18 protein-coding genes and 1 other RNA gene are annotated in these 17220 nt (G+C 67.4%); 5 read left to right on the top strand and 14 right to left on the bottom strand.

Features of this window, described 5'->3' with window-relative positions; translation table 11 throughout:
• Window positions 1–52 precede the first annotated feature (52 nt).
• Together AC2CHG_RS06610 and AC2CHG_RS06615 are read right to left on the bottom strand one after the other, a co-directional pair.
• A complete protein-coding gene (locus tag AC2CHG_RS06610) occupies window positions 53–397 on the bottom strand; it encodes a DUF6331 family protein (protein ID WP_484524372.1) in 345 nt (114 codons plus the stop codon).
• A gap of 169 nt (window positions 398–566) precedes the next feature.
• Window positions 567–905: an immunity 51 family protein gene (locus AC2CHG_RS06615; RefSeq protein ID WP_357210394.1), complete on the bottom strand. Its 339-nt coding sequence runs from the start codon at window positions 903–905 to the stop codon at window positions 567–569.
• Between the two features lie 185 nt (window positions 906–1090).
• Here AC2CHG_RS06615 and AC2CHG_RS06620 point away from each other — a divergent pair, with 185 nt between their 5' ends.
• Window positions 1091–1438, top strand: a complete 348-nt coding sequence (locus tag AC2CHG_RS06620) for an ADP-ribosylation/crystallin J1 (RefSeq protein ID WP_484524385.1) — start codon at window positions 1091–1093, stop codon at window positions 1436–1438.
• 625 nt (window positions 1439–2063) lie between these two features.
• Here AC2CHG_RS06620 and AC2CHG_RS06625 read toward each other — a convergent pair.
• Window positions 2064–3491, bottom strand: coding sequence for a hypothetical protein (locus tag AC2CHG_RS06625; protein WP_484524373.1), 1428 nt, complete (start codon window positions 3489–3491; stop codon window positions 2064–2066).
• 146 nt (window positions 3492–3637) lie between these two features.
• On the opposite strand from AC2CHG_RS06625, the gene AC2CHG_RS06630 reads away from it, so the two are divergent.
• A complete protein-coding gene (locus AC2CHG_RS06630) occupies window positions 3638–3988 on the top strand; it encodes a GntR family transcriptional regulator (protein WP_484524374.1) in 351 nt (116 codons plus the stop codon).
• A gap of 122 nt (window positions 3989–4110) precedes the next feature.
• On the opposite strand, the gene AC2CHG_RS06635 is transcribed toward AC2CHG_RS06630, so the two are convergent.
• The 3 genes from AC2CHG_RS06635 to rnpB form a co-directional block, all read right to left on the bottom strand.
• The gene (locus AC2CHG_RS06635) at window positions 4111–5682 is read right to left on the bottom strand and encodes a DUF6119 family protein (protein WP_484524375.1); all 1572 of its coding nucleotides are present in this window, start codon (window positions 5680–5682) and stop codon (window positions 4111–4113) included.
• 242 nt (window positions 5683–5924) lie between these two features.
• On the bottom strand, window positions 5925–6140 hold the full coding sequence (locus AC2CHG_RS06640; protein WP_484524376.1) for a hypothetical protein: 216 nt from the start codon (window positions 6138–6140) through the stop codon (window positions 5925–5927).
• Between the two features lie 415 nt (window positions 6141–6555).
• Window positions 6556–6964: RNase P RNA component class A (gene rnpB, locus AC2CHG_RS06645), an RNA gene on the bottom strand.
• 202 nt (window positions 6965–7166) lie between these two features.
• On the opposite strand from rnpB, the gene AC2CHG_RS06650 reads away from it, so the two are divergent.
• Complete coding sequence (locus AC2CHG_RS06650) at window positions 7167–7928, top strand: sulfite exporter TauE/SafE family protein (RefSeq protein ID WP_366621204.1); 762 nt, start codon at window positions 7167–7169, stop codon at window positions 7926–7928.
• Between the two features lie 11 nt (window positions 7929–7939).
• Here AC2CHG_RS06650 and AC2CHG_RS06655 read toward each other — a convergent pair whose 3' ends face one another.
• Window positions 7940–9163 (bottom strand): MFS transporter, encoded by a 1224-nt coding sequence (locus AC2CHG_RS06655; protein WP_484524377.1) that lies wholly within the window; start codon window positions 9161–9163, stop codon window positions 7940–7942.
• Between the two features lie 56 nt (window positions 9164–9219).
• Here AC2CHG_RS06655 and AC2CHG_RS06660 point away from each other — a divergent pair, with 56 nt between their 5' ends.
• Window positions 9220–9687 (top strand): MarR family winged helix-turn-helix transcriptional regulator, encoded by a 468-nt coding sequence (locus AC2CHG_RS06660; RefSeq protein ID WP_484524378.1) that lies wholly within the window; start codon window positions 9220–9222, stop codon window positions 9685–9687.
• A 66-nt stretch (window positions 9688–9753) separates the two neighbouring features.
• Window positions 9754–10368 carry an HAD-IA family hydrolase gene (locus AC2CHG_RS06665; protein ID WP_484524379.1) on the top strand — a complete coding sequence of 205 codons (615 nt, stop codon included), beginning with the start codon at window positions 9754–9756 and terminating at the stop codon, window positions 10366–10368.
• A gap of 56 nt (window positions 10369–10424) precedes the next feature.
• Here AC2CHG_RS06665 and mctP read toward each other — a convergent pair whose 3' ends face one another.
• From mctP to AC2CHG_RS06700, 7 genes are all read right to left on the bottom strand, one after another.
• Complete coding sequence (mctP, locus tag AC2CHG_RS06670; RefSeq protein WP_484524380.1) at window positions 10425–12077, bottom strand: monocarboxylate uptake permease MctP; 1653 nt, start codon at window positions 12075–12077, stop codon at window positions 10425–10427.
• Window positions 12077–12319 (bottom strand): DUF3311 domain-containing protein, encoded by a 243-nt coding sequence (locus AC2CHG_RS06675; protein WP_013475661.1) that lies wholly within the window; start codon window positions 12317–12319, stop codon window positions 12077–12079. Before AC2CHG_RS06675 ends, mctP begins: the two co-directional genes overlap by 1 nt.
• 127 nt (window positions 12320–12446) lie before the next feature.
• Window positions 12447–13601 (bottom strand): bifunctional RNase H/acid phosphatase, encoded by a 1155-nt coding sequence (locus tag AC2CHG_RS06680; protein ID WP_355508163.1) that lies wholly within the window; start codon window positions 13599–13601, stop codon window positions 12447–12449.
• 5 nt (window positions 13602–13606) lie between these two features.
• Window positions 13607–14344, bottom strand: a complete 738-nt coding sequence (locus AC2CHG_RS06685) for a zinc ribbon domain-containing protein (RefSeq protein WP_114921079.1) — start codon at window positions 14342–14344, stop codon at window positions 13607–13609.
• Window positions 14334–15191, bottom strand: a complete 858-nt coding sequence (locus tag AC2CHG_RS06690; RefSeq protein ID WP_120568674.1) for a Nif3-like dinuclear metal center hexameric protein — start codon at window positions 15189–15191, stop codon at window positions 14334–14336. Before AC2CHG_RS06690 ends, AC2CHG_RS06685 begins: the two co-directional genes overlap by 11 nt.
• 95 nt (window positions 15192–15286) lie before the next feature.
• The gene (locus AC2CHG_RS06695) at window positions 15287–15868 is read right to left on the bottom strand and encodes a flavoprotein (protein ID WP_484524381.1); all 582 of its coding nucleotides are present in this window, start codon (window positions 15866–15868) and stop codon (window positions 15287–15289) included.
• Window positions 15865–17094, bottom strand: coding sequence for a helix-turn-helix domain-containing protein (locus AC2CHG_RS06700; RefSeq protein ID WP_355508168.1), 1230 nt, complete (start codon window positions 17092–17094; stop codon window positions 15865–15867). The genes AC2CHG_RS06695 and AC2CHG_RS06700 overlap by 4 nt, the downstream gene beginning before the upstream one ends.
• Between the last annotated feature and the right edge of the window lie 126 nt (window positions 17095–17220).

Raw genomic sequence — 17220 nt, forward strand, 5'->3', positions numbered from 1 at the left:
AGTCCTGATCACCCCGGGGCGCCCGGCCGCTCCCGGACCGGCCACCGGCTCGCTAGGTGTCAGCGCCGCTCCCGGACGCATCGCCGGCAGTCAGTCCCGCGGCGAGCGCGGCCAGGAAGTCCAGCAACTCACGCCGCGCGGCCTCGTCATGTGTGCGGTGGTTCAAAAAGTCCGACGTGACGCAACGGGAGCGGTCCTCGACCACCTCGATCAGATCGATGAGTTGAAGTCGGGCCTCGACCACCGCGGCCGAGCCCACCTGGTGGCACCAGTCCTCGATCAGGTCGGGGTCCGTGGAGACGGCATCGATCCCGCAGCACCCGACAACGCACTCGACCTCGCAGAAGGCGATGCACGTACGCAGGGGCGACGGCACGTCGACCGAAACGTCCGCCATCGCCTCTCCTCCCCTGAACCCGCCGCGACAGTGACGGGTGGCCGATGCTGGCGCCACAACCGTCCGGCACTCCTGCGAATTCGGCGGCCACTCGCGATCGTCGAGGAGGTCGCCTCGTGGACATCGCGTGGAGCGCTGCGTCTCCCTCGTCAACCGCCGGGGTCAGCTGTCAGTCGTCGAACTCGAACCCGCGCGCTTCGGCGTCGTCGACCAGCCGCCGGATGCGTTCGCCGTCGGTGGCCACGGCGTTCATCAAGGCCTCCAGTTCTTGCAGCGCGCCACGATCGGTGCCGTAGGCGCAGAACATGCCGGCCTCAGGGTCATAGGCGAATCGACCTTCGAGCGCCGGGGCCTCGGTGCGGACGAGGACCTCCGCGACGCCTGCCCAGAAGTACCCGTTGGGCTCGTGACCAAGCTCCCCGATCACACCGTCGACTGGGGTGGTCCCGGCATCCAGCAGCAGCGAATACTGTCCGGGAGTGGTCTCGATCAGCCTGAGCAAGGTCATCTTCGAAGCCTGGCAGTGGTCGGTGGTCGTGGCAAGATCCGGAAGTCTCCATCACGCGCTCAGTTCCGCTCCTCCACGCGGCGCGGTCATCTGCAAACCTCACACTCAACGGGCACGAGGTGCGGCGAAAGTTCGATCCGGCGGGACTGTCCGGCATCTCGACCGACCACGACAGCGGAGGCGACGTGAGCAGCGACGTAACGACAGTGCTGTGGCGTCCCCTGGGACAGCAGGAACTCGGTCTCGTCCGCGAGGCAGGAGGTCGCAGGTGGCCGCCACTCTCGCCGGAGCAAACTCACTTCTTCCCGATGCTCGACGAGGCTTTCGCGGTCAGGGCTGCGCAGAACTGGAGCCTGTTCGGACCCGTTCGCTACGTGGCCCGCTTCCACGTCGAGACAGGTTTCCTGGGCCGCTACTCGACACGCTCCTTCGGCGGATCCACCGCTCCGATGCTGTGGGTTGCAGCCGAGGAACTCGACCAGTTCAACGCGCACATCGTCGGTTGGATCGAGGTCATCCACGAATTCCGGTAACGGGTGACCGGTACAGACGGCACCTTCGCGCGGCGTCGTCAGCCCAACCGGCCGCACGTCGCCGGGATCATCCGATGACCATCGACACCCGGACATAGAACCAGCTCAGAGCCTTGATCACGGCTCTGAGCTGTTGGGCGACGGACGAGTCGACCTGTACGCCGGATTAAGATCCTCGCACCCCCGCCGATCAGGGGCGGAGCCTGGCGAAGGCCGCCGTAGGCCGTCGCCAGGCCGTCCGGGCTCGTATGCGGTAGTCCAGCGGACAGGGCCAGAGGCGTGCTACTGGTAGCGCCAGACATTCATGTCCCGCCGGAAGTCGCGGTACCTCCGTGCCGCTGCCTGTGGAGTCCGCACCCGCAGCGGTGCACGAACGAGGATCCGATCCACAGGCTCACGCAGGCTCCACCGATCTTGTCAAGAACCACGTCGTTGTAGATCTCCGCGAACCTCGCCATCAGGCACATCGCCAACGCGTATCCCCCGCTTTCACGGCTGGTCCGGGGCTTCGCGCGACGCATGAGTAGAAGCCTTGATCGAAGGCAATCTTCATCGCCTCCACCGAGATCGAGTGTGGGTCATCGCGCCGTAGGCCACTCACCGCGCAGCTCCCTGCCAACCATGTCTAGGCCCGATTGCGAGCGACCTCATCTTCATCTTTACCTAATTGGGAGATCAAATTCGGATCTTGCGGAGGCGGCACCGCCTCCGAGGCAGCCTGCGGCGACTTGGATCTAAGCCTCGAAGCCACCTGATTCAATCTCTGCAGGGCCGCTTCCCGTAGAATTTCTTCTATTTTTCTTCTAATTTCTGGCGTCCGCTCAATCCGAGGCCGCTCGAGGGGAATAAAAAGCTCGTCACCGTAAAGCTTCTCTCGCGTCACGCCTACCAGATTCTGCAACAGGCAGGCGTATAACAATTGACTTGCACGTCGCGTGCGCTCGGCTCCAGCGGCGTGAATCATCCCGCCTGCCCCGACTGCTGCGACGGCTAGCATTAGTCCCGCGCCCGGTGTCATACGGAAGCCCAGGAAGTCATATATGGTTAGGACCGCCGCAATCGAAAAGGCCATCAAGGGCCAGGCTACACCCTTACGGAACTCACCCTCCGACCTAATACGATCAATTTCATTATGAAGATCCTTGTAATTTACTCGCAACACTACCTCTGCCTGCTCCATGCGCGCGCGGAGCCGGTCCCGCTGAGCCTTCAAATTGAATACAGCAGCCGCGAATTCAACTCGAGCAGCCGAATCTTCTTTCAACTTCTGAGCGATGGCCATACGCGCCATCTCCGCAATATTCTCATCACGGCGAATATAGAAACTCAGTAACGATATGTCGTCGGCCCTCGCAATTCTGGGCTTTTGCTCCTCAGTCGCGAAAGGATACACTTCCCGATTACCAAGGTGCACCGCCTCGGCGGCCTTGCTCAATGTTTCTGAAGTCATTACCTTCAGGGCATTGTCGAGAATGCCTGGATTCTCTCCGAACGCCGACTCAAGATCAGTCTTCAGCAGTTCTTGAAAATTTCCATAGTCGGGCTCGGTAATTTCTCGAACTTGTCGAAAGAAAGCGGCTACGCGGCCGCCAACGGACTCGATAGACTGCAAGGCCGTGTCTTCGAGCACCTTCCGATACGGCTCATCTAGAAGCTTGCGTCGCATTCTAGACGCAGCCAAAGCTACGTATATGGTGAATGCTATAAGAACGACAAGGATCAGCGAAAGTGCTGCCCCCGTGCTGCGAAAAGCAGCAAATACCAGCCCTACACTCAGGAGCACGAGGGCGATCATGCACAGCCCCCAAAAAACCCTGCTAAGCATCTCCAGCAAGACGCCCAACAAGTAAATCAAAAAGATGCCGAAAACAAGCAAGAGTTGATCAGGAAGCGCTTGGAGTGGCTCGACAACAGGCTTAATATGCGAGTTGCGCCAATCCTGTTCAGGGATAAGGAAAAAGATCAACCAAAAAGTGCCTGACCAGAGCAGACCAACCGAGAACGGCGTACGCGTGTCGCGCAGGCCCGGAACCACTTGTGACAGGATGTTCATATCTTTCCGACTCCCGAGAAAAAGTGCGCCGATGCGATATGGCGGGTTAGAACCCTAGCCTTAAGTCAGGAATTGCCGACTTCCTAGTCCGATAACCGACAGGATAGAGGGATCAGCGACCCGGCACAGCCCTTGGTCCTCAGGCCGTGCGATCAAACGAGCTACCGCCCGAGAGCACCCTCTCCGCTGAATTCCGGGCAGCCCGCGGCACAATTCGTCAGGCCATAGCTGTACTACGCGAGGCAGGCTTGGTAGCCACGGAACACGGCCGCGGCACCTACTCAACCCCCTTCCGGCATAGGAGCGAGCCGGACAATAATCCCCAGCCGGAGGTACGAGAGCGCCCAGTGGCGGCCGACCCGGAGCTTGCAGCCGTCTTTGGCGTCCAGGTCGGAGCGGCGTTGATCGAGGCTGAGAGTGTCACGCGAAGGGGAGAGCAGGTCGAGACTGTCGTTCGAACATACCGGCTAGCCGTGATCGAACACGCCGGATCTTAGGAATTGCAATTACCCCACGACGAGAGCCATTCAGGGCGCCTCAGTCGCAGTTTGCCCAAACCTCAACCAAGAGAAAGCACTGCTACCCATCAACCACTCTTAGCGCATCTGCCATTACAGATCTATGCGCGATCAATCTTCGCTAGGGCAACGCGCAACTGCGCTCCATGAATAGCGCGAACCGCGATTTCGAGGTTTACCTTACTGAAGAAGAATAGCGAATCCACCAGTGGCCCCGACCTCTCCGTAGCAAGCGCAAAAACGATTGTCCAATCCGAGAACGAGCCGATCGACGGATCCTGACCGACCTTACGTAGGTGACCTAGCACGGTCTCCCGATAGGGCTGACTATCTCTTAGAAGTTGAGCAGAAACGGCACCTTGCGCAAATAGATGGGAAAGAGTGGCGGAGCTCGTCATCTTCTTGACGCAAATCAACTGCTTTCCTGCGGTTAGCAGGTCGCACACTTCAACCTTTTGGTTACGGCCACCCTTACTATAGAAGAGCGCCTTGTCTAAGACTACGTGGTCCAGACTTTTTGGCAATGCATGCCGATTATAGAGCTCTTCGTTACTAAAACCGCTATGCCATGGAGTGAAGGGCATTACGCCGGTTAGATCAGGAAGCCGGCTTATCCGCTCATTCAGGTCTCTGAGGTGGTTGCCATCCAACCGGTACCAAACCCCCGAGCAGGGTGCGAACAACTTCCCGTCAAGCTCGACCTCGGTTACGACGTAAGGCAACAAGGATGACCGCTGAGGCGTGTCGACGCCCTCATAGAAGGCGTTCACCTTCAGCGAATCGAGGGGGTTACCCATGCCCCATCGCGATACAACATCCAAGATGGCCGCTCTGTTTAGCTCGCCAATCTCGCTAGCCTTACGCCCATACCGCAGCACGAATCTCTCAGGCTTTCCTTGCCGGTCAAGCTCAGGGTTCATGAATTCAAGGCGCTTGCTGTCCTCTATCAGTAGCCTGCCCACCTCTGCATTCAGCCGAGACCGGAGGTCCACGTCGGAGCGCGGAACTCTTACGAAGTAGTCGAGGAAAGGAAAAGTGTCCTTGTAGGTAGTAGAATCATATGCAGCGATAATTTCGTCCAGCTTTTCGGCCAGAGAGTTTAGGTTAAAAGACTTTAATGTAAGGCGAAGTACATCACCCCCGGCTATTCCACTTGCAAATTCATCGGAAGGCTTCCCTTCCAGGTATCTAACCAGATCCACAGTCGGCTCGATTCCCAGCCGATGGAGCGGCCCAGCTGACGGCATCGATACAACTTGACTGCGGCCCGATCCTACGATAGAGCGAGTATCCACACCTCTCAAGGATTCAGGATCAATAACATTCGCAGCCACACGCAGACCGAAGCCAGTCTCAATTTTAGTTGAATCTACCGCATGTCGGCCTGATCCGTATACAAGAACAAAACGATGTCCTCGACGCTCGATCAGAACTAGAGCTCCAGTGCTCTGGTTTTGCAACTCCCTCAATAGCTTTGAGCCCTGGTCGGCTGCGATGGACAGCAACTCCTTTTGCCATCGAGGTACGCTGACCTTAGATGTCCTAACGTAAAGCCTTAAATCGACACCAGGCATCTTCTTTACTGCCACCGGCCTATAGTCGGCCGCAGCCGTGCGTAGCCCCCAGTCTCCCTCCTCCAGGTCATCTCGGATCTTGTAGAGGGCCAGGTCCATTCGCTTCTCCTTATGCCAGATGCAATAGAATAGCGATAGATTCAGGGACGCTTTTTGCCCTGTCAGGTTGTCGACAGCATGGTCCGACAGCCTCTGCCGAATAGCTCTGTAATTGATCAAGGCACCGCGCTCCGCGCGGTGCGGGGCGGCAAGCCCGGCCGGCGGCAAGCCGCCCCGGCCGCCTACGGCGCCGGGGCGGTGAGCCACCGACAGCCGCCGGGACACCGCCCACGGGTCGGATCTCAGCTCAGCGCGAGTTCGTCCGGGAAGCGCTCGTGAAGCGCGGCAACCGCATGCTTCAGGCAGTAGTCGAGGCTGTGGCCGTCAACCCTGATCGACGCACCGTCAAGCCGCTGACCCGAGATCACCACGGTCCAGGGCTTGCGCTCCCGCTCCCCGTCAATCTTGACCAGCCCGACCAGACCCATCTCCCCCAGGTGCGCCAGCAACTCCGGCACGCACTCATCCCACCGCATCCACGAATGGGACCACCAAAGGCCGCGACGGAAGCCAGCGGGTCGGCCTGGTCGTGCGTCAGGGCTTCCGGCTGCCGCGCCAGTCCAACCCCGGGACTGGCTTGCCACCGAGTCACCGGGTCACGGCGCCAGCTCCACCGCCAGGAGGTGCCCGCCCCTCCCCCACAGCCGCCGGCTCGACTCCCGAGACCAATCGAGCCCAGGCCGAGGGATGGCCACGACGTCACAGCGAAGGACCGAAACCAAGGCCAACTGAGCCAGCACTCAGGCCGTCTCCAGGCCGTCCCAGGCCGTGGCCAGGCCGTCAAACGCCACCCAACGATGACCAAGGTCAACCAACGGCACCAGATAAAGACCCAGCTCAGAGTCATGGTCGAGGCGCTGAGCTGGTGGGCGACGGACGAGTCGACCTGTACGCCGGATTCTGTGCCCGGCACGCCCGCAGGCGCACCGGCGGCGGCCATCCATCTCGGCCTGCCGTTGCCGGCAGGCTCCAGCGGCCTACCCGCAGACATCGGGCGGGCAGCCCTCAAGCGTCTGCGCGGGTCGTCATCTTGCGGTGACGGCCCTTTCTTGGCCTTGCTCCGGGTGGGGTTTACCGAGCCACCCCGGTCACCCGGGGTGCTGGTGGGCTCTTACCCCACCGTTTCACCCTTACCGTCCCGTTACGGGCCGGCGGTCTGTTTTCTGTGGCACTGTCCCGCGGGTCACCCCGGGTTGCCGTTAGCAACCACCCTGCCCTGTGGAGTCCGGACGTTCCTCGGCGACGGGCCGGAGCCCGTCGACGCGACCGCCCGGTCGACTCGTCCGTCGCGCCCTCATCCTAACGACGCACCCGCCGCGCCCATTTCCGCCCCGGCCCGCGAGTGCGCGCCCGCCACTTCGGGGAGGTGGCGGCATCAACCGGCCCTCGATACAGCCACTTCCCCGAGCTGGCGCGGAACCCACTGGCGCGGAACCCACCGGCCCCACCGGCCCGGGAACCGGACGGGCTAGCCTCGGGGGACCATGGATCTCTCCGACGCCGCGCTCCTGATCGCCGCCGGCCTCGCTGCGGGCACAGTCAACGCGGTGGCCGGTGGGGGCTCACTGATCACGTTCCCGGCGATGATCGCCACCGGCCTGCCGCCGGTGGCGGCGAACGTCTCGAACTCGGTGTCGGTCTTCCCGGGGTACGTGGCGAGCGTGGCGGGCAGCCGGGTGGACCTGCCGCGCGGGCGGGAGCTGTGGTCGCTGCTGCCCACCGCCGTGGTCGGCACGATCGCCGGGTGCGCGCTGCTGCTGGCGACTCCGGCACGCGCGTTCGAGCTGGTGGTGCCGTTCCTGGTGCTGGGCGCTACCGCCGTACTCGCGTTCCAGGGCCCGCTGCGCCGCCTGGTCGGCCATCCGGAGCGGCTGGGCGCGCGCCGCCGTACCGTCACGGTTCAGACCATGGTCGCGGTCGGCACTGTGTACGGAGGCTACTTCGGCGCGGCCCTCGGGGTGATGCTGGTGGCCGGGTTGGCGCTGGTGCTGGACGCGACGCTGGCCCGGGTGTCGGCGGTGAAGAACCTGCTCTCCGCCGTGGTGGGGCTGACCACGCTCGTGGTGTTCGCCCTGTTCGGCCCGGTGAACTGGGCGGCCGTCGCGGTGGTCGCGCCGGCCACCCTGTTCGGCGGGTACGCGGGCGCGCGGCTGGCCCGCCGGCTCCCGCAGGTGGTACTGAAGACGATCATCGTGGTGTTCGGCACCACCATCGGTCTCTACCTGCTGTGGCGCGCGCTGAACTGACCGACGAGCGGTCAGTACGCCTCCCCCACCGGCTCCTCCGGGGCGTGTTCGGCGCGGCGGGCGGCCCGGTTCCAGATGACCCGTTCGCCGTAGCCGGCCGCCATCAGGTGACCGAACGCGAGGTACGCGAGCACGCCGGCGGCGAGCACCCCGAAGCCGACCCAGAACGGCAGCGCCAGGCTGTGCTCGGCGAGCTTGCCGGAGATGATCGGCGCGGGCGCGGCGGCGCCCCAGCGGACCAGGTTGAACGCACCGGTGGCGACGCGCCGGTCGGCGGAGCCGAGCCCGAGTGCCAGGTCGGTCAGGTTGGCGTTGGCGAGGCCCATGAACAGGCCGGCGACGACGAGGACGACGAGCGACATGGCGGTGCCGGTGGAGGTGGCGAACAGGACCATGCAGACCAGCAGGCCGAGCAGGGCGACGCCGACGGTCTGCACGGCGCCGATGCGGTGGGCGAGCCGGTGCCCGATCAGGAGGATGCCGGCGGCGAGGCCGAGGCCCCAGCCGGTGAACGCCAGGCCCAGCGGGATGACGTCGAGGCGCAGGAACAGCGGCGTGTAGCCGAGTACGACGAAGAAGACGAAGTTGTACGCGGCGGTGACCACGCACAGCGTCACGAACGCGGGTCTGCGGTAGGTGGCGAAGATCTGGCCGACGCGTACCGGCTGTTGCTTGTGGGCGGGTTCGCGCAGCTTGCGGGCGGCGACGCCGAGCGCCAGCACCATGAACACGCCGCAGACGAAGAACGGCAGCCGCCAGCTCACCTCGCCGAGCAGGCCGCCGATCAGCGGGCCGACCGCGAAGCCGAGCCCGAGGGCGGTCTCGAACAGGCCGACCACCCATTCCCTGTCGTTCGCCAGGTTGACCAGCACCACCATGGCGGTGGCGAAGAACATCGCGTTGCCGAGGCCCCAGACGCCGCGCAGCACGGAGAGCTGCACGATGTCGCTGCTGAACGAGGCTCCGATGGCGGCCAGGCCGACGACGGAGACGCCGGTGACGAGCACCGGCTTGAAACCGAACCGTCCGCTGGCGAGCGTCGCCGGGATCATGCCGACGGCCATGACCGCGATGTACGCGGTGAAGAGCATCTCGACCTGCCAGGCGGTGACGCCGATCGCTTCGCCGATTGCGGGCAGGATCGGGTCGACCACGGCGATGCCGGCGATGGCGAGGAACGCCACGAGCGTGGTGGCGTAGATGGCACTGCGGTTGGGCTCGGATCGGCGATCCACTCCGCAACCTCCCAGATAGCTGTATCATACAGGTATTTTCCTTGTATCATACAGCTATGAGTGAGGACGTCCACGCCGCCGAGGTCACCCTCGGCCGGATCGAAACAGAGGTCGCGCTGCTGATGCGCCTGGGCGAGGCCACCCGCCGGGGCACCGGCACGATGGAGCACTGGCTGCTGGACCGCGCCGCGTACGTGATCCTGCGGCACCTGGACGCCGCCGGTCCGCAGAACGTCTCGGCGCTCGCCGCACGGCTGAGCCTGGACGGCTCCACAGTCACCCGACAGGTCTCCGCGCTCCAGCGCGACGGCCTGATCTCGCGTACCCCTGACCCGGCCGATGGGCGCGGCACGGTGATCTCCGCGACGGCGGCCGGGCTCCAGCGGATGGCCGCCGTCCGGGCGGCCCGCACCCGGCTGTACGGCGACATCCTCGCCGCCTGGCCCGAGGCGGACCGGGAGACGCTGGCGGACATGTTGCACCGCCTCAACGAGGCGCTCGACGCGCGCAACCGCCGCCGCTGAGCCGACGCTTGACCTTCCCCCTCGGGCCGGGTCGAGGGTTCTCCCGCAACCAGAGGGGGAAACAGGATGAGCAGGTGCGTGATCCTGGACATCGGCGGCGTACTGGAGATCACTCCGGTAACCGGCTGGCAGAGCCGGTGGGAACGGCGGCTCGGGCTGCCGCCCGGGTCGGTGGACCGGCATCTGGCCGACGTCTGGCAGGCGGGCAGCGTCGGGGAGGTCACCGAGACCGGGGTACGTGAGGCGGTGGCTGGCCGGCTGCGCCTCGCGGACGCCGATGTCGACGCGTTCCTGGCCGATCTGTGGGCGGAATACCTGGGCAGTCCGAACGTGGAACTGATCCGTCAGGTGCTCGCGTGGCGGACCCGGTGCCGGTGGGGCATTCTCAGCAACAGCTTCGTCGGCGCGCGGGAGCGGGAGGCGGCCCGGTACGGCTTCGACGAACTGGTGGACGAGATCGTCTACTCGCACGAGATCGGCGTGGAGAAGCCGGACCCGAGGGCGTTCGCCACGGCATGCGAACGGTTGGACGTCCGCGCCGAGGAATGCCTCTTCGTTGACGACGCGCCCGCGAACGTCGCTGCCGCGGCCAGGGCGGGCATGCAGGCGCACCTGTTCCGCGGCAATACCGCCACCCTCGACCGTATCTCCGCTCACCTGGCGCCGGCCCAGGCCCGGTGACCAGCGATGTCGGGGCCCTCACCCGTGCGGAGCCCGCTGGGTGAGGGCCCCTCCTTTCACGCGACCGGTTCCGGCGCGGAGTCGGCGCGGTCGGCGGAGGCCGTGACGCGCGGGTCGCCCTCGTCGGCGAAGTAGTCGTCCGGCGTGGTGCCGTCCGGCCCGTCGGCGACCTTCGCGGCCCGCAGCACCAGCGTGAGCAGCGCGGCCACCACCAGGTTCACCAGCACCGCCACGATGCCCACGTAGATGGTCTTCGGCGTGTCGAAGCCGAATTTCTCCAGCGGGAACGCCGACCCGGCGAAGTGCTTCTTGCCGGTCGCCGGGTTGCCGATCTGGTAGAGCATCCACATGCCCAGGCCCATGCCGGCCACCCAGCCGGCGATCAGCGCGCCCCTGTGGAACCAGCGGGTGTAGAGGCCCAGCGCCACCGCCGGCAGCGTCTGGAGGATGATCACGCCGCCGATGAGCTGCAGGTCGATGGAGAACTGCGGGTCGAGGAAGACGATGCAGGCCACCGCGCCGACCTTCACCACCAGCGAGGTGATCTTCGAGACGTTCGCCTCCTGCGCCGGGGTGGCGTCCCGCTTCAGGTACTCCTTGTAGATGTTGCGGGTGAACAGGTTCGCCGCCGCGATCGACATGATCGCCGCGGGGACCAGGGCGCCGATGCCGATGGCGGCGTACGCGACCCCGGCGAACCAGTCCGGGAACTGCTGGTCGAACAGCAACGGCACCACTGTGTTGCCGTCGGTGGTGCCCTCCTTCGCGCCGGGCAGCGGCTTCACGTTCGCCGCGATGGCCATGTAGCCGAGCAGCGCGATCAACCCCAGCAGCAGGCTGTACGCGGGCAGCGCGGACATGTTCCGCTTGATCACGTCGCGGTTCCGGCTGGCCAGCACACCGGTGATGCTGTGCGGGTAGAGGAACAGCGCCAGCGCCGAGCCGAACGCCAGCGTCACGTACTGGATCTGGTTGTTCTGATTCAGCAGGATGCCGTCGCCGGGCGCCGGTGACGCCTGGAACTTCGCGTCGGCGGCGTCGAAGATGGCACCCCAGCCGCCGAGCTTGTACGGCAGCCAGATCACCGCGACCAGGATCACGATGTAGATCAGCGAGTCCTTGACGAACGCGATCAGCGCCGGGGCGCGCAGCCCGGACTGGTACGTGTACGCGGCCAGGATCGCGAACGCGATGATGATCGGCAGGTGCCGGGCCAGCGCGCTTTCCCCTGTCACGCCCATGGTCTTGAGCACCGCCTCGATGCCGACCAGCTGCAGGGCGATGTACGGCATGGTGGCGACGATGCCGGTGATCGCGACCAGCAGCGCCAGGATCGGCGAGCCGAACCGGTTGCGCACGAAGTCGGCCGGGGTGACGAACCCGTGCCGGTGCGAGACCGACCAGAGCCGGCACAGCACCAGGAACACCAGCGGGTAGATGACGATCGTGTACGGCACGGCGAAGAAGCCCGCCGCGCCGGCCCCGAAGATCAGCGCCGGGACCGCCACGAACGTGTACGCGGTGTAGAGGTCACCGCCGACCAGGAACCAGGTGATCCAGCCGCCGAAGCTGCGCCCGCCCAGTCCCCACTCGTCGAGGTGGGCCATGTCCGTCGGTCTGCGCCACCGGGCGGCCACGAAACCCATGGCGCTGACCAGCAGGAACAGCAGCGTGAAGACGATGATCTCGGTGAGGTGGTCCCGCCACATCAGTGGTCACCCCGCTTCTTGGTCATCTGGTAGACCAGCGTGGTGGTGCCGACGCCGAGCAGGATCCAGGCCAGTTGCAGCCAGTAGAAGCGCGGGAAGCCGAACAGCCGGGGCGAGTCGGCGTTGAACAGTGCCGGGATCAGCGGCACCACGATCGGGATGAAGAGCAACCAGTTCCAGGGACTCTTGTCCTTCGCCCTGGATCGCGCCGTGTCGAGCGCCTCCGGTTCCGGTGCGGACATGTGACACCCCTCCGGGCATTCGTAGCGGGCCATGTGACGGCCGGAGGCTACGACCCTGTGACGGGGGTCACGTCCGATCGGGTGATGTCGATGCGCCGAACGGCCGCCGGCATGCGCCGAGCGGCCGTCAGACGTCCGTGAGGTGCGAGGTGTCGTTGACCGAGCGGACCGCGACGCCGCCGTCCGGGTACAGGTCGAGCACCGAGATACCCGCCGTGTCCAGGTAGAGCCGGTGCAGGAACGCGTCGCCTGCGGCGAGCGCGTCGCGCAGCACCAGCTTGATCGGCGAGACGTGGGAGACCACCACGACCGTCTCCCCCGGGTACGCCGACCGCAGCCGGTCGACGGCCCGCCCGGTCCGCTCGGCCACTGTCACGAACGACTCGCCCTTCGGCGGCGCGACCCGGGTGGAGGCGAGCCAGGCGTCCAGCTCGGCCGCCCAGCCCTCGCGCACCTCGGCGAACGTGTGCCCCTCCCAGACGCCGAAGTCGCACTCGATCAGGTCGTCGTCGGTGCGTACCGGCGGGTTGCCGACCTGCGCGGCGACCGCCTCGGCGGTGGCCGTACACCTCGACAGCGGGGAACTGACCACTGCCGCGACGGACGGGGCCAGCGCGGCCACCCGGGCGGCGGTGGCCCGGGCCTGGGCCCGGCCGCGCTCGGTGAGCGGCACGTCGCCCCGGCCGGAGTAGCGCTTCTGCACCGTGCGTTCGGTCTCGCCGTGCCGCACCAGGATCAGCCGGGTGGCCTCCTCGGTCGGGCGCGGCTCCCAGGAGGCGGGCGTGGTGGCCGGGTCGGTGCCGGTGGCCCGTACGACAGTCGCCTCCCGCGCCGCGGCCTTCACGGGGGCGGCCGCCGGCGCGGCGCCGGACGCGGCGGCGTCCATGGCCGCGTTGGCCAGGGCGTCGGCGTGGCGGTTGCGCTCCCGCGGCACCCAGGTGAACCGTACGGCGGCGAAGCGGCTGACCAGCCCGGCCGCCTGGGCGGCGAGCGGACGCAGCCCGGGGTGCTTGATCTGCCAGCGGCCGCACATCTGCTCGACCACCAGCTTGGAGTCCATCCGCGCCTCGACCTCGGCCGCGCCCAGCTCGGCGGCGGCCTCCAGCCCGGCGATCAGGCCCCGGTACTCGGCCACGTTGTTCGTCGCCGTACCGATCGACTCGGACCGCTCGGCCAGCACCTCGCCGGTCTCCGGATCCCGGACCACAGCGCCGTAGCCGGCCGGGCCGGGGTTGCCCCGGGAGCCGCCGTCGGCCTCGATCACTACCGCGCGCACCGCCACGGCGGTTACAGCCCCGACTCGTTGGTCCGGACCATGATCCGCCGGCACTCCTCGCAGCGGACCACGTCGTCCGGGTCGGCCTTGCGGATGCGGGCCAGGTCGGCGCCGGACATCTCCAGCCGGCAACCGCCGCAGCGGCCACCGGTGAGCAGCGCCGCGCCCATGCCGGTGTCCTCGCGGATCCTGTCGTAGAGGCCGATCAGGTCCGCCGGGAGGTCACCGGCGAGCGGCTGGCGGGCGGTGCGCTTGAACTCCTCCTCCTTGGCGATCTCCGCCAGGGTGTCGTCGCGGCGCTGCTCGGTCGCGGCGCGGCGCTCGCGGGCCTCGGCGAGCCGGCTCTCGATGCCGTCGAGCACGCCCTGCGCGGTCTCCCGCTGCTCCATCAGCTCCAGCTCGGCGTCCTCCAGGTCGCTCTGCCGGCGGTTCAGCGAGACCAGCTCGTGCTGGATCGCCTCCAGCTCGCGGGCCGGGCCGCTGCCCGAGGCCAGCCGGGCCTCGTCCTTGCTCTTGCGCGCCCGTACCTGGTCGACGTCCTTCTCGATCCGGGCGATGTCCCGATCCAGGTCGTCGACTGCCACCTGGGCGCGGACCCGCTCGTCCTCCAGCGCGGACAGCTCACGCGCCAGGGCCTCCAGCTCGGCACGCTCCGGCAGGGTGCGGCGGCGGTGCGCGAGCTGGGCCAGCGCGGTGTCGATCGCCTGGAGGTCGAGCAGGCGGCGCTGCACCTTCGGGTCAGCCTTCACGTCGGGGCTCCTTGTCGTCCGGCCGGGGCGCGGCGGCGTGCACGGTCCACGGGTCGGTGTCCAGGTCGGACACCACGGTCTCGACGTCCAGCTCGGCGGCCAGGTAGGCGGCCAGGTCGTCCAGCCAGGGTCGCTCCGTCGCCCAGTGGGCGGCGTCCAGCAGCGCCGGGCCACCGGCGGCGAGGTGTTCCCCGGCCGGGTGGTGGCGCAGGTCCGCGGTGAGGAACGCGTCCACCCCGGCCGCGGTCGCCTCGGCGAGGAAGCCGTCCCCCGAGCCGCCGCTGACGGCGAGGGTACGAACCATACGCCCGGGATCCCCGGCGGCGCGAACTCCCCAGGCGGTGACCGGGAGCACGGCGGCGGCCAGCCGGGTCAGCTCGGCGAGCGTCATCGGGGTGGGCAGCTCACCGATTCGGCCGATGCCCCGGCCGGGCCCGGCGGCGGGCGAGCCGGGGCGGGGCGGGTGCAGCGGGCGCAGCCCGGTCAGCCCGAACCGGGCGGCGAGCGCGTCGGACACCCCCGGGTCGGCCACGTCGGCGTTGGTGTGCGCCACGTGCAGGGCGACGTCCGCCTTGATCAGCCGGTGCACGATCCGGCCCTTGTACGTGGTGGCGGCCACCGAGGAGACGCCGCGCAGCAGCAGCGGGTGGTGCGCGACGATCATGTCCGCGCCGGCGTCGAGCGCCTCGTCCACGGTCTCCGGGACCACGTCGACCACACAGGCGACCCGGCGTACCGGGTGGTCGGGCTCGCCCAGCACCAGGCCGACCCGGTCCCACTCCTCGGCCCAGGCGGGCGGATAACGGCGGTCCAGCGCGGCCACCACGTCGGCGACGGTTGTACTCACGGGCGGCCAGCTTACCGGCGTCCGTGCCGATACGGGCCGAGCGCCGCCGGGTCCGGCCCCCGGCAGATGCCGAGGACCGTTTCCCGTCGCGCCTCTCAGCCGACCGGGGCGACCGGCCGGTCCGCGCCGCGCAGGGCGGCCAGGCCGGCGTCCCAGGGGAAGGCGTCCGCGCGCCGCTCCCCCGTGCCGGGCGGGTGCAGGCGTACGACGTGGTCACCGAACACCACCCGGACGCCCCACTGCACCAGTAGGTCGAGGCTGGCCCGGAACGCCGGATGCCCGGCCATCGCCTCGTTCGTGTACGGCACGGCAGCGATCGGCACTCCCATCCCCTGCGCCTCGACCAGCAGGCCCAGCGCCAGGGTGTCGGTGATGCCGACCGCCCACTTGTTGATCGTGTTGACGGTGGCCGGGCACACCAGCATGGCGTCGGCCGGGGGCAGCACGTCCGGGTCACCCGGGTTCTTGTAGTGCGTTCGCACCGGGTGGCCGGTCTGCCGGGCCAGGGCCGCCCGGTCGACGAACTTCGCGCCGTCCGGCGTGGTGACCACGCAGACCGTCCAGTCCTCCCGCTGGGCGAGGTCGACCAGCCGGCCGACGTGACGGGCCAGCGGCGAACCGCAGGCGATGACGTAGAGCACCCGCTGGTGCCCGTTTGCGGTCTCCGGACCGCTCATACTCCGACTCCCATGTGCTCAGCCAACTCCGCGATCGGCGGAGGCGGCGCACCACGTGTGCGACGGAGAATCTCGGACATCAATTCGTGGGCTATCGGCCGGCACCGGATCTCGGAGGGCGCGAGCCGGTCGCCGCGCAGCAGCATGTCCCCGGCGTTGGCGACGTCACCGATCTGGGAGTAACCCCGGGCCAGGTCGAGCAGGTGGTGCGCGCGCCGTTCCGGCAGCAGCGCGTTGAACGCGGGCTCGGCCAGCCGCATGTGGGTCTCCACCGCCCGGCCGCCGTCGCCCAGCTCGACCGCCGCCGCCGCGCGGTGCAGCTCCAGGTTGGTCGGGCCGAAGGAGGTCCAGTAGTGGTTGTGGTCGCCGCCGAGCAGCTTGGCCGCCTCGTCGGCGCCGGCGAGCAGGTCGTCCACCGTCGCCGAGTCGCCGATCCGGGCGGCCGCCATGGCGCCCTGGAGCAGCAGCATCCCGTACACCGAGAGCCGTTCCGGGCGGACGTCGTTGTCGCCGCCGGGCGCGAGCCGGCCCGCGATGCGGACGTTGAGCTCCAGCGCCGGGCGGGGGCGGCCCATCGCGACGAGCGCGTTGCAGACGCGCGTGGTGGCGATGCCGGCCAGCAGCGGGTCGTCTGCGCGCTGGGCCACCGCCATCGACCGGTCGGCGGCGAGCCAGGCCAGGTCGCACTCGCCGAGCTTGCGCAGCACCGAGGAGGCGATCTGGTAGACCTGCCCGAGCAGGTGGGCGGCCTCGCGTACCTGGTCGCCGGCGGCGTAGCCGGCGTCCGCCGCCTGGGCGTCGCGCAGCAGCTTCGGCAGCGCGCGGGTGAGCATGCCGTACCGGCCGTACTGATAGGTGAGCCAGGCGTGGTTCACGGCCTTGCGCATGTCGGCCAGCGGCGGGGGGTAGGGCGCCGCGTCGAAGTAGGCGCTCATCGAGTCGTACCGCTCCAGGGCGGTGCGGATCTCCTCCACCTCGACCTGGTCGATGCAGTTGAGCGCGTCGGTACGCCGTTCCGGGTCCTTGCCGTGCAGCAACTGCACGTCGATCTGGAGGATGTCGGCGATCTCGTAGAGCACGGAGAACTTGTCCAGCCGGCGGACGCCGCGCTCCACCTTGTCCACCCAGCTCTTGGACTTGCCGAGCCGGTCGGCGAAGACCTGCTGGGACATCTTACGGCGACTCCGCCAGTACGCCACCCGCCGGCCTATGGGCAGTTCGTCCATTCCCGCTCCCTCCCCCTCACGGCGCCGGCCGGTCCCCCCACGTCCCCCAGGCTCGCGCCGATCGCACAGGTTGTGCGTCCACCGTCCAGCCAGTTCTCGTAGTTTTCGTGCAAGTTGCACCGACCG

This window comes from Micromonospora sp. ATLC20 (assembly GCF_057196585.1).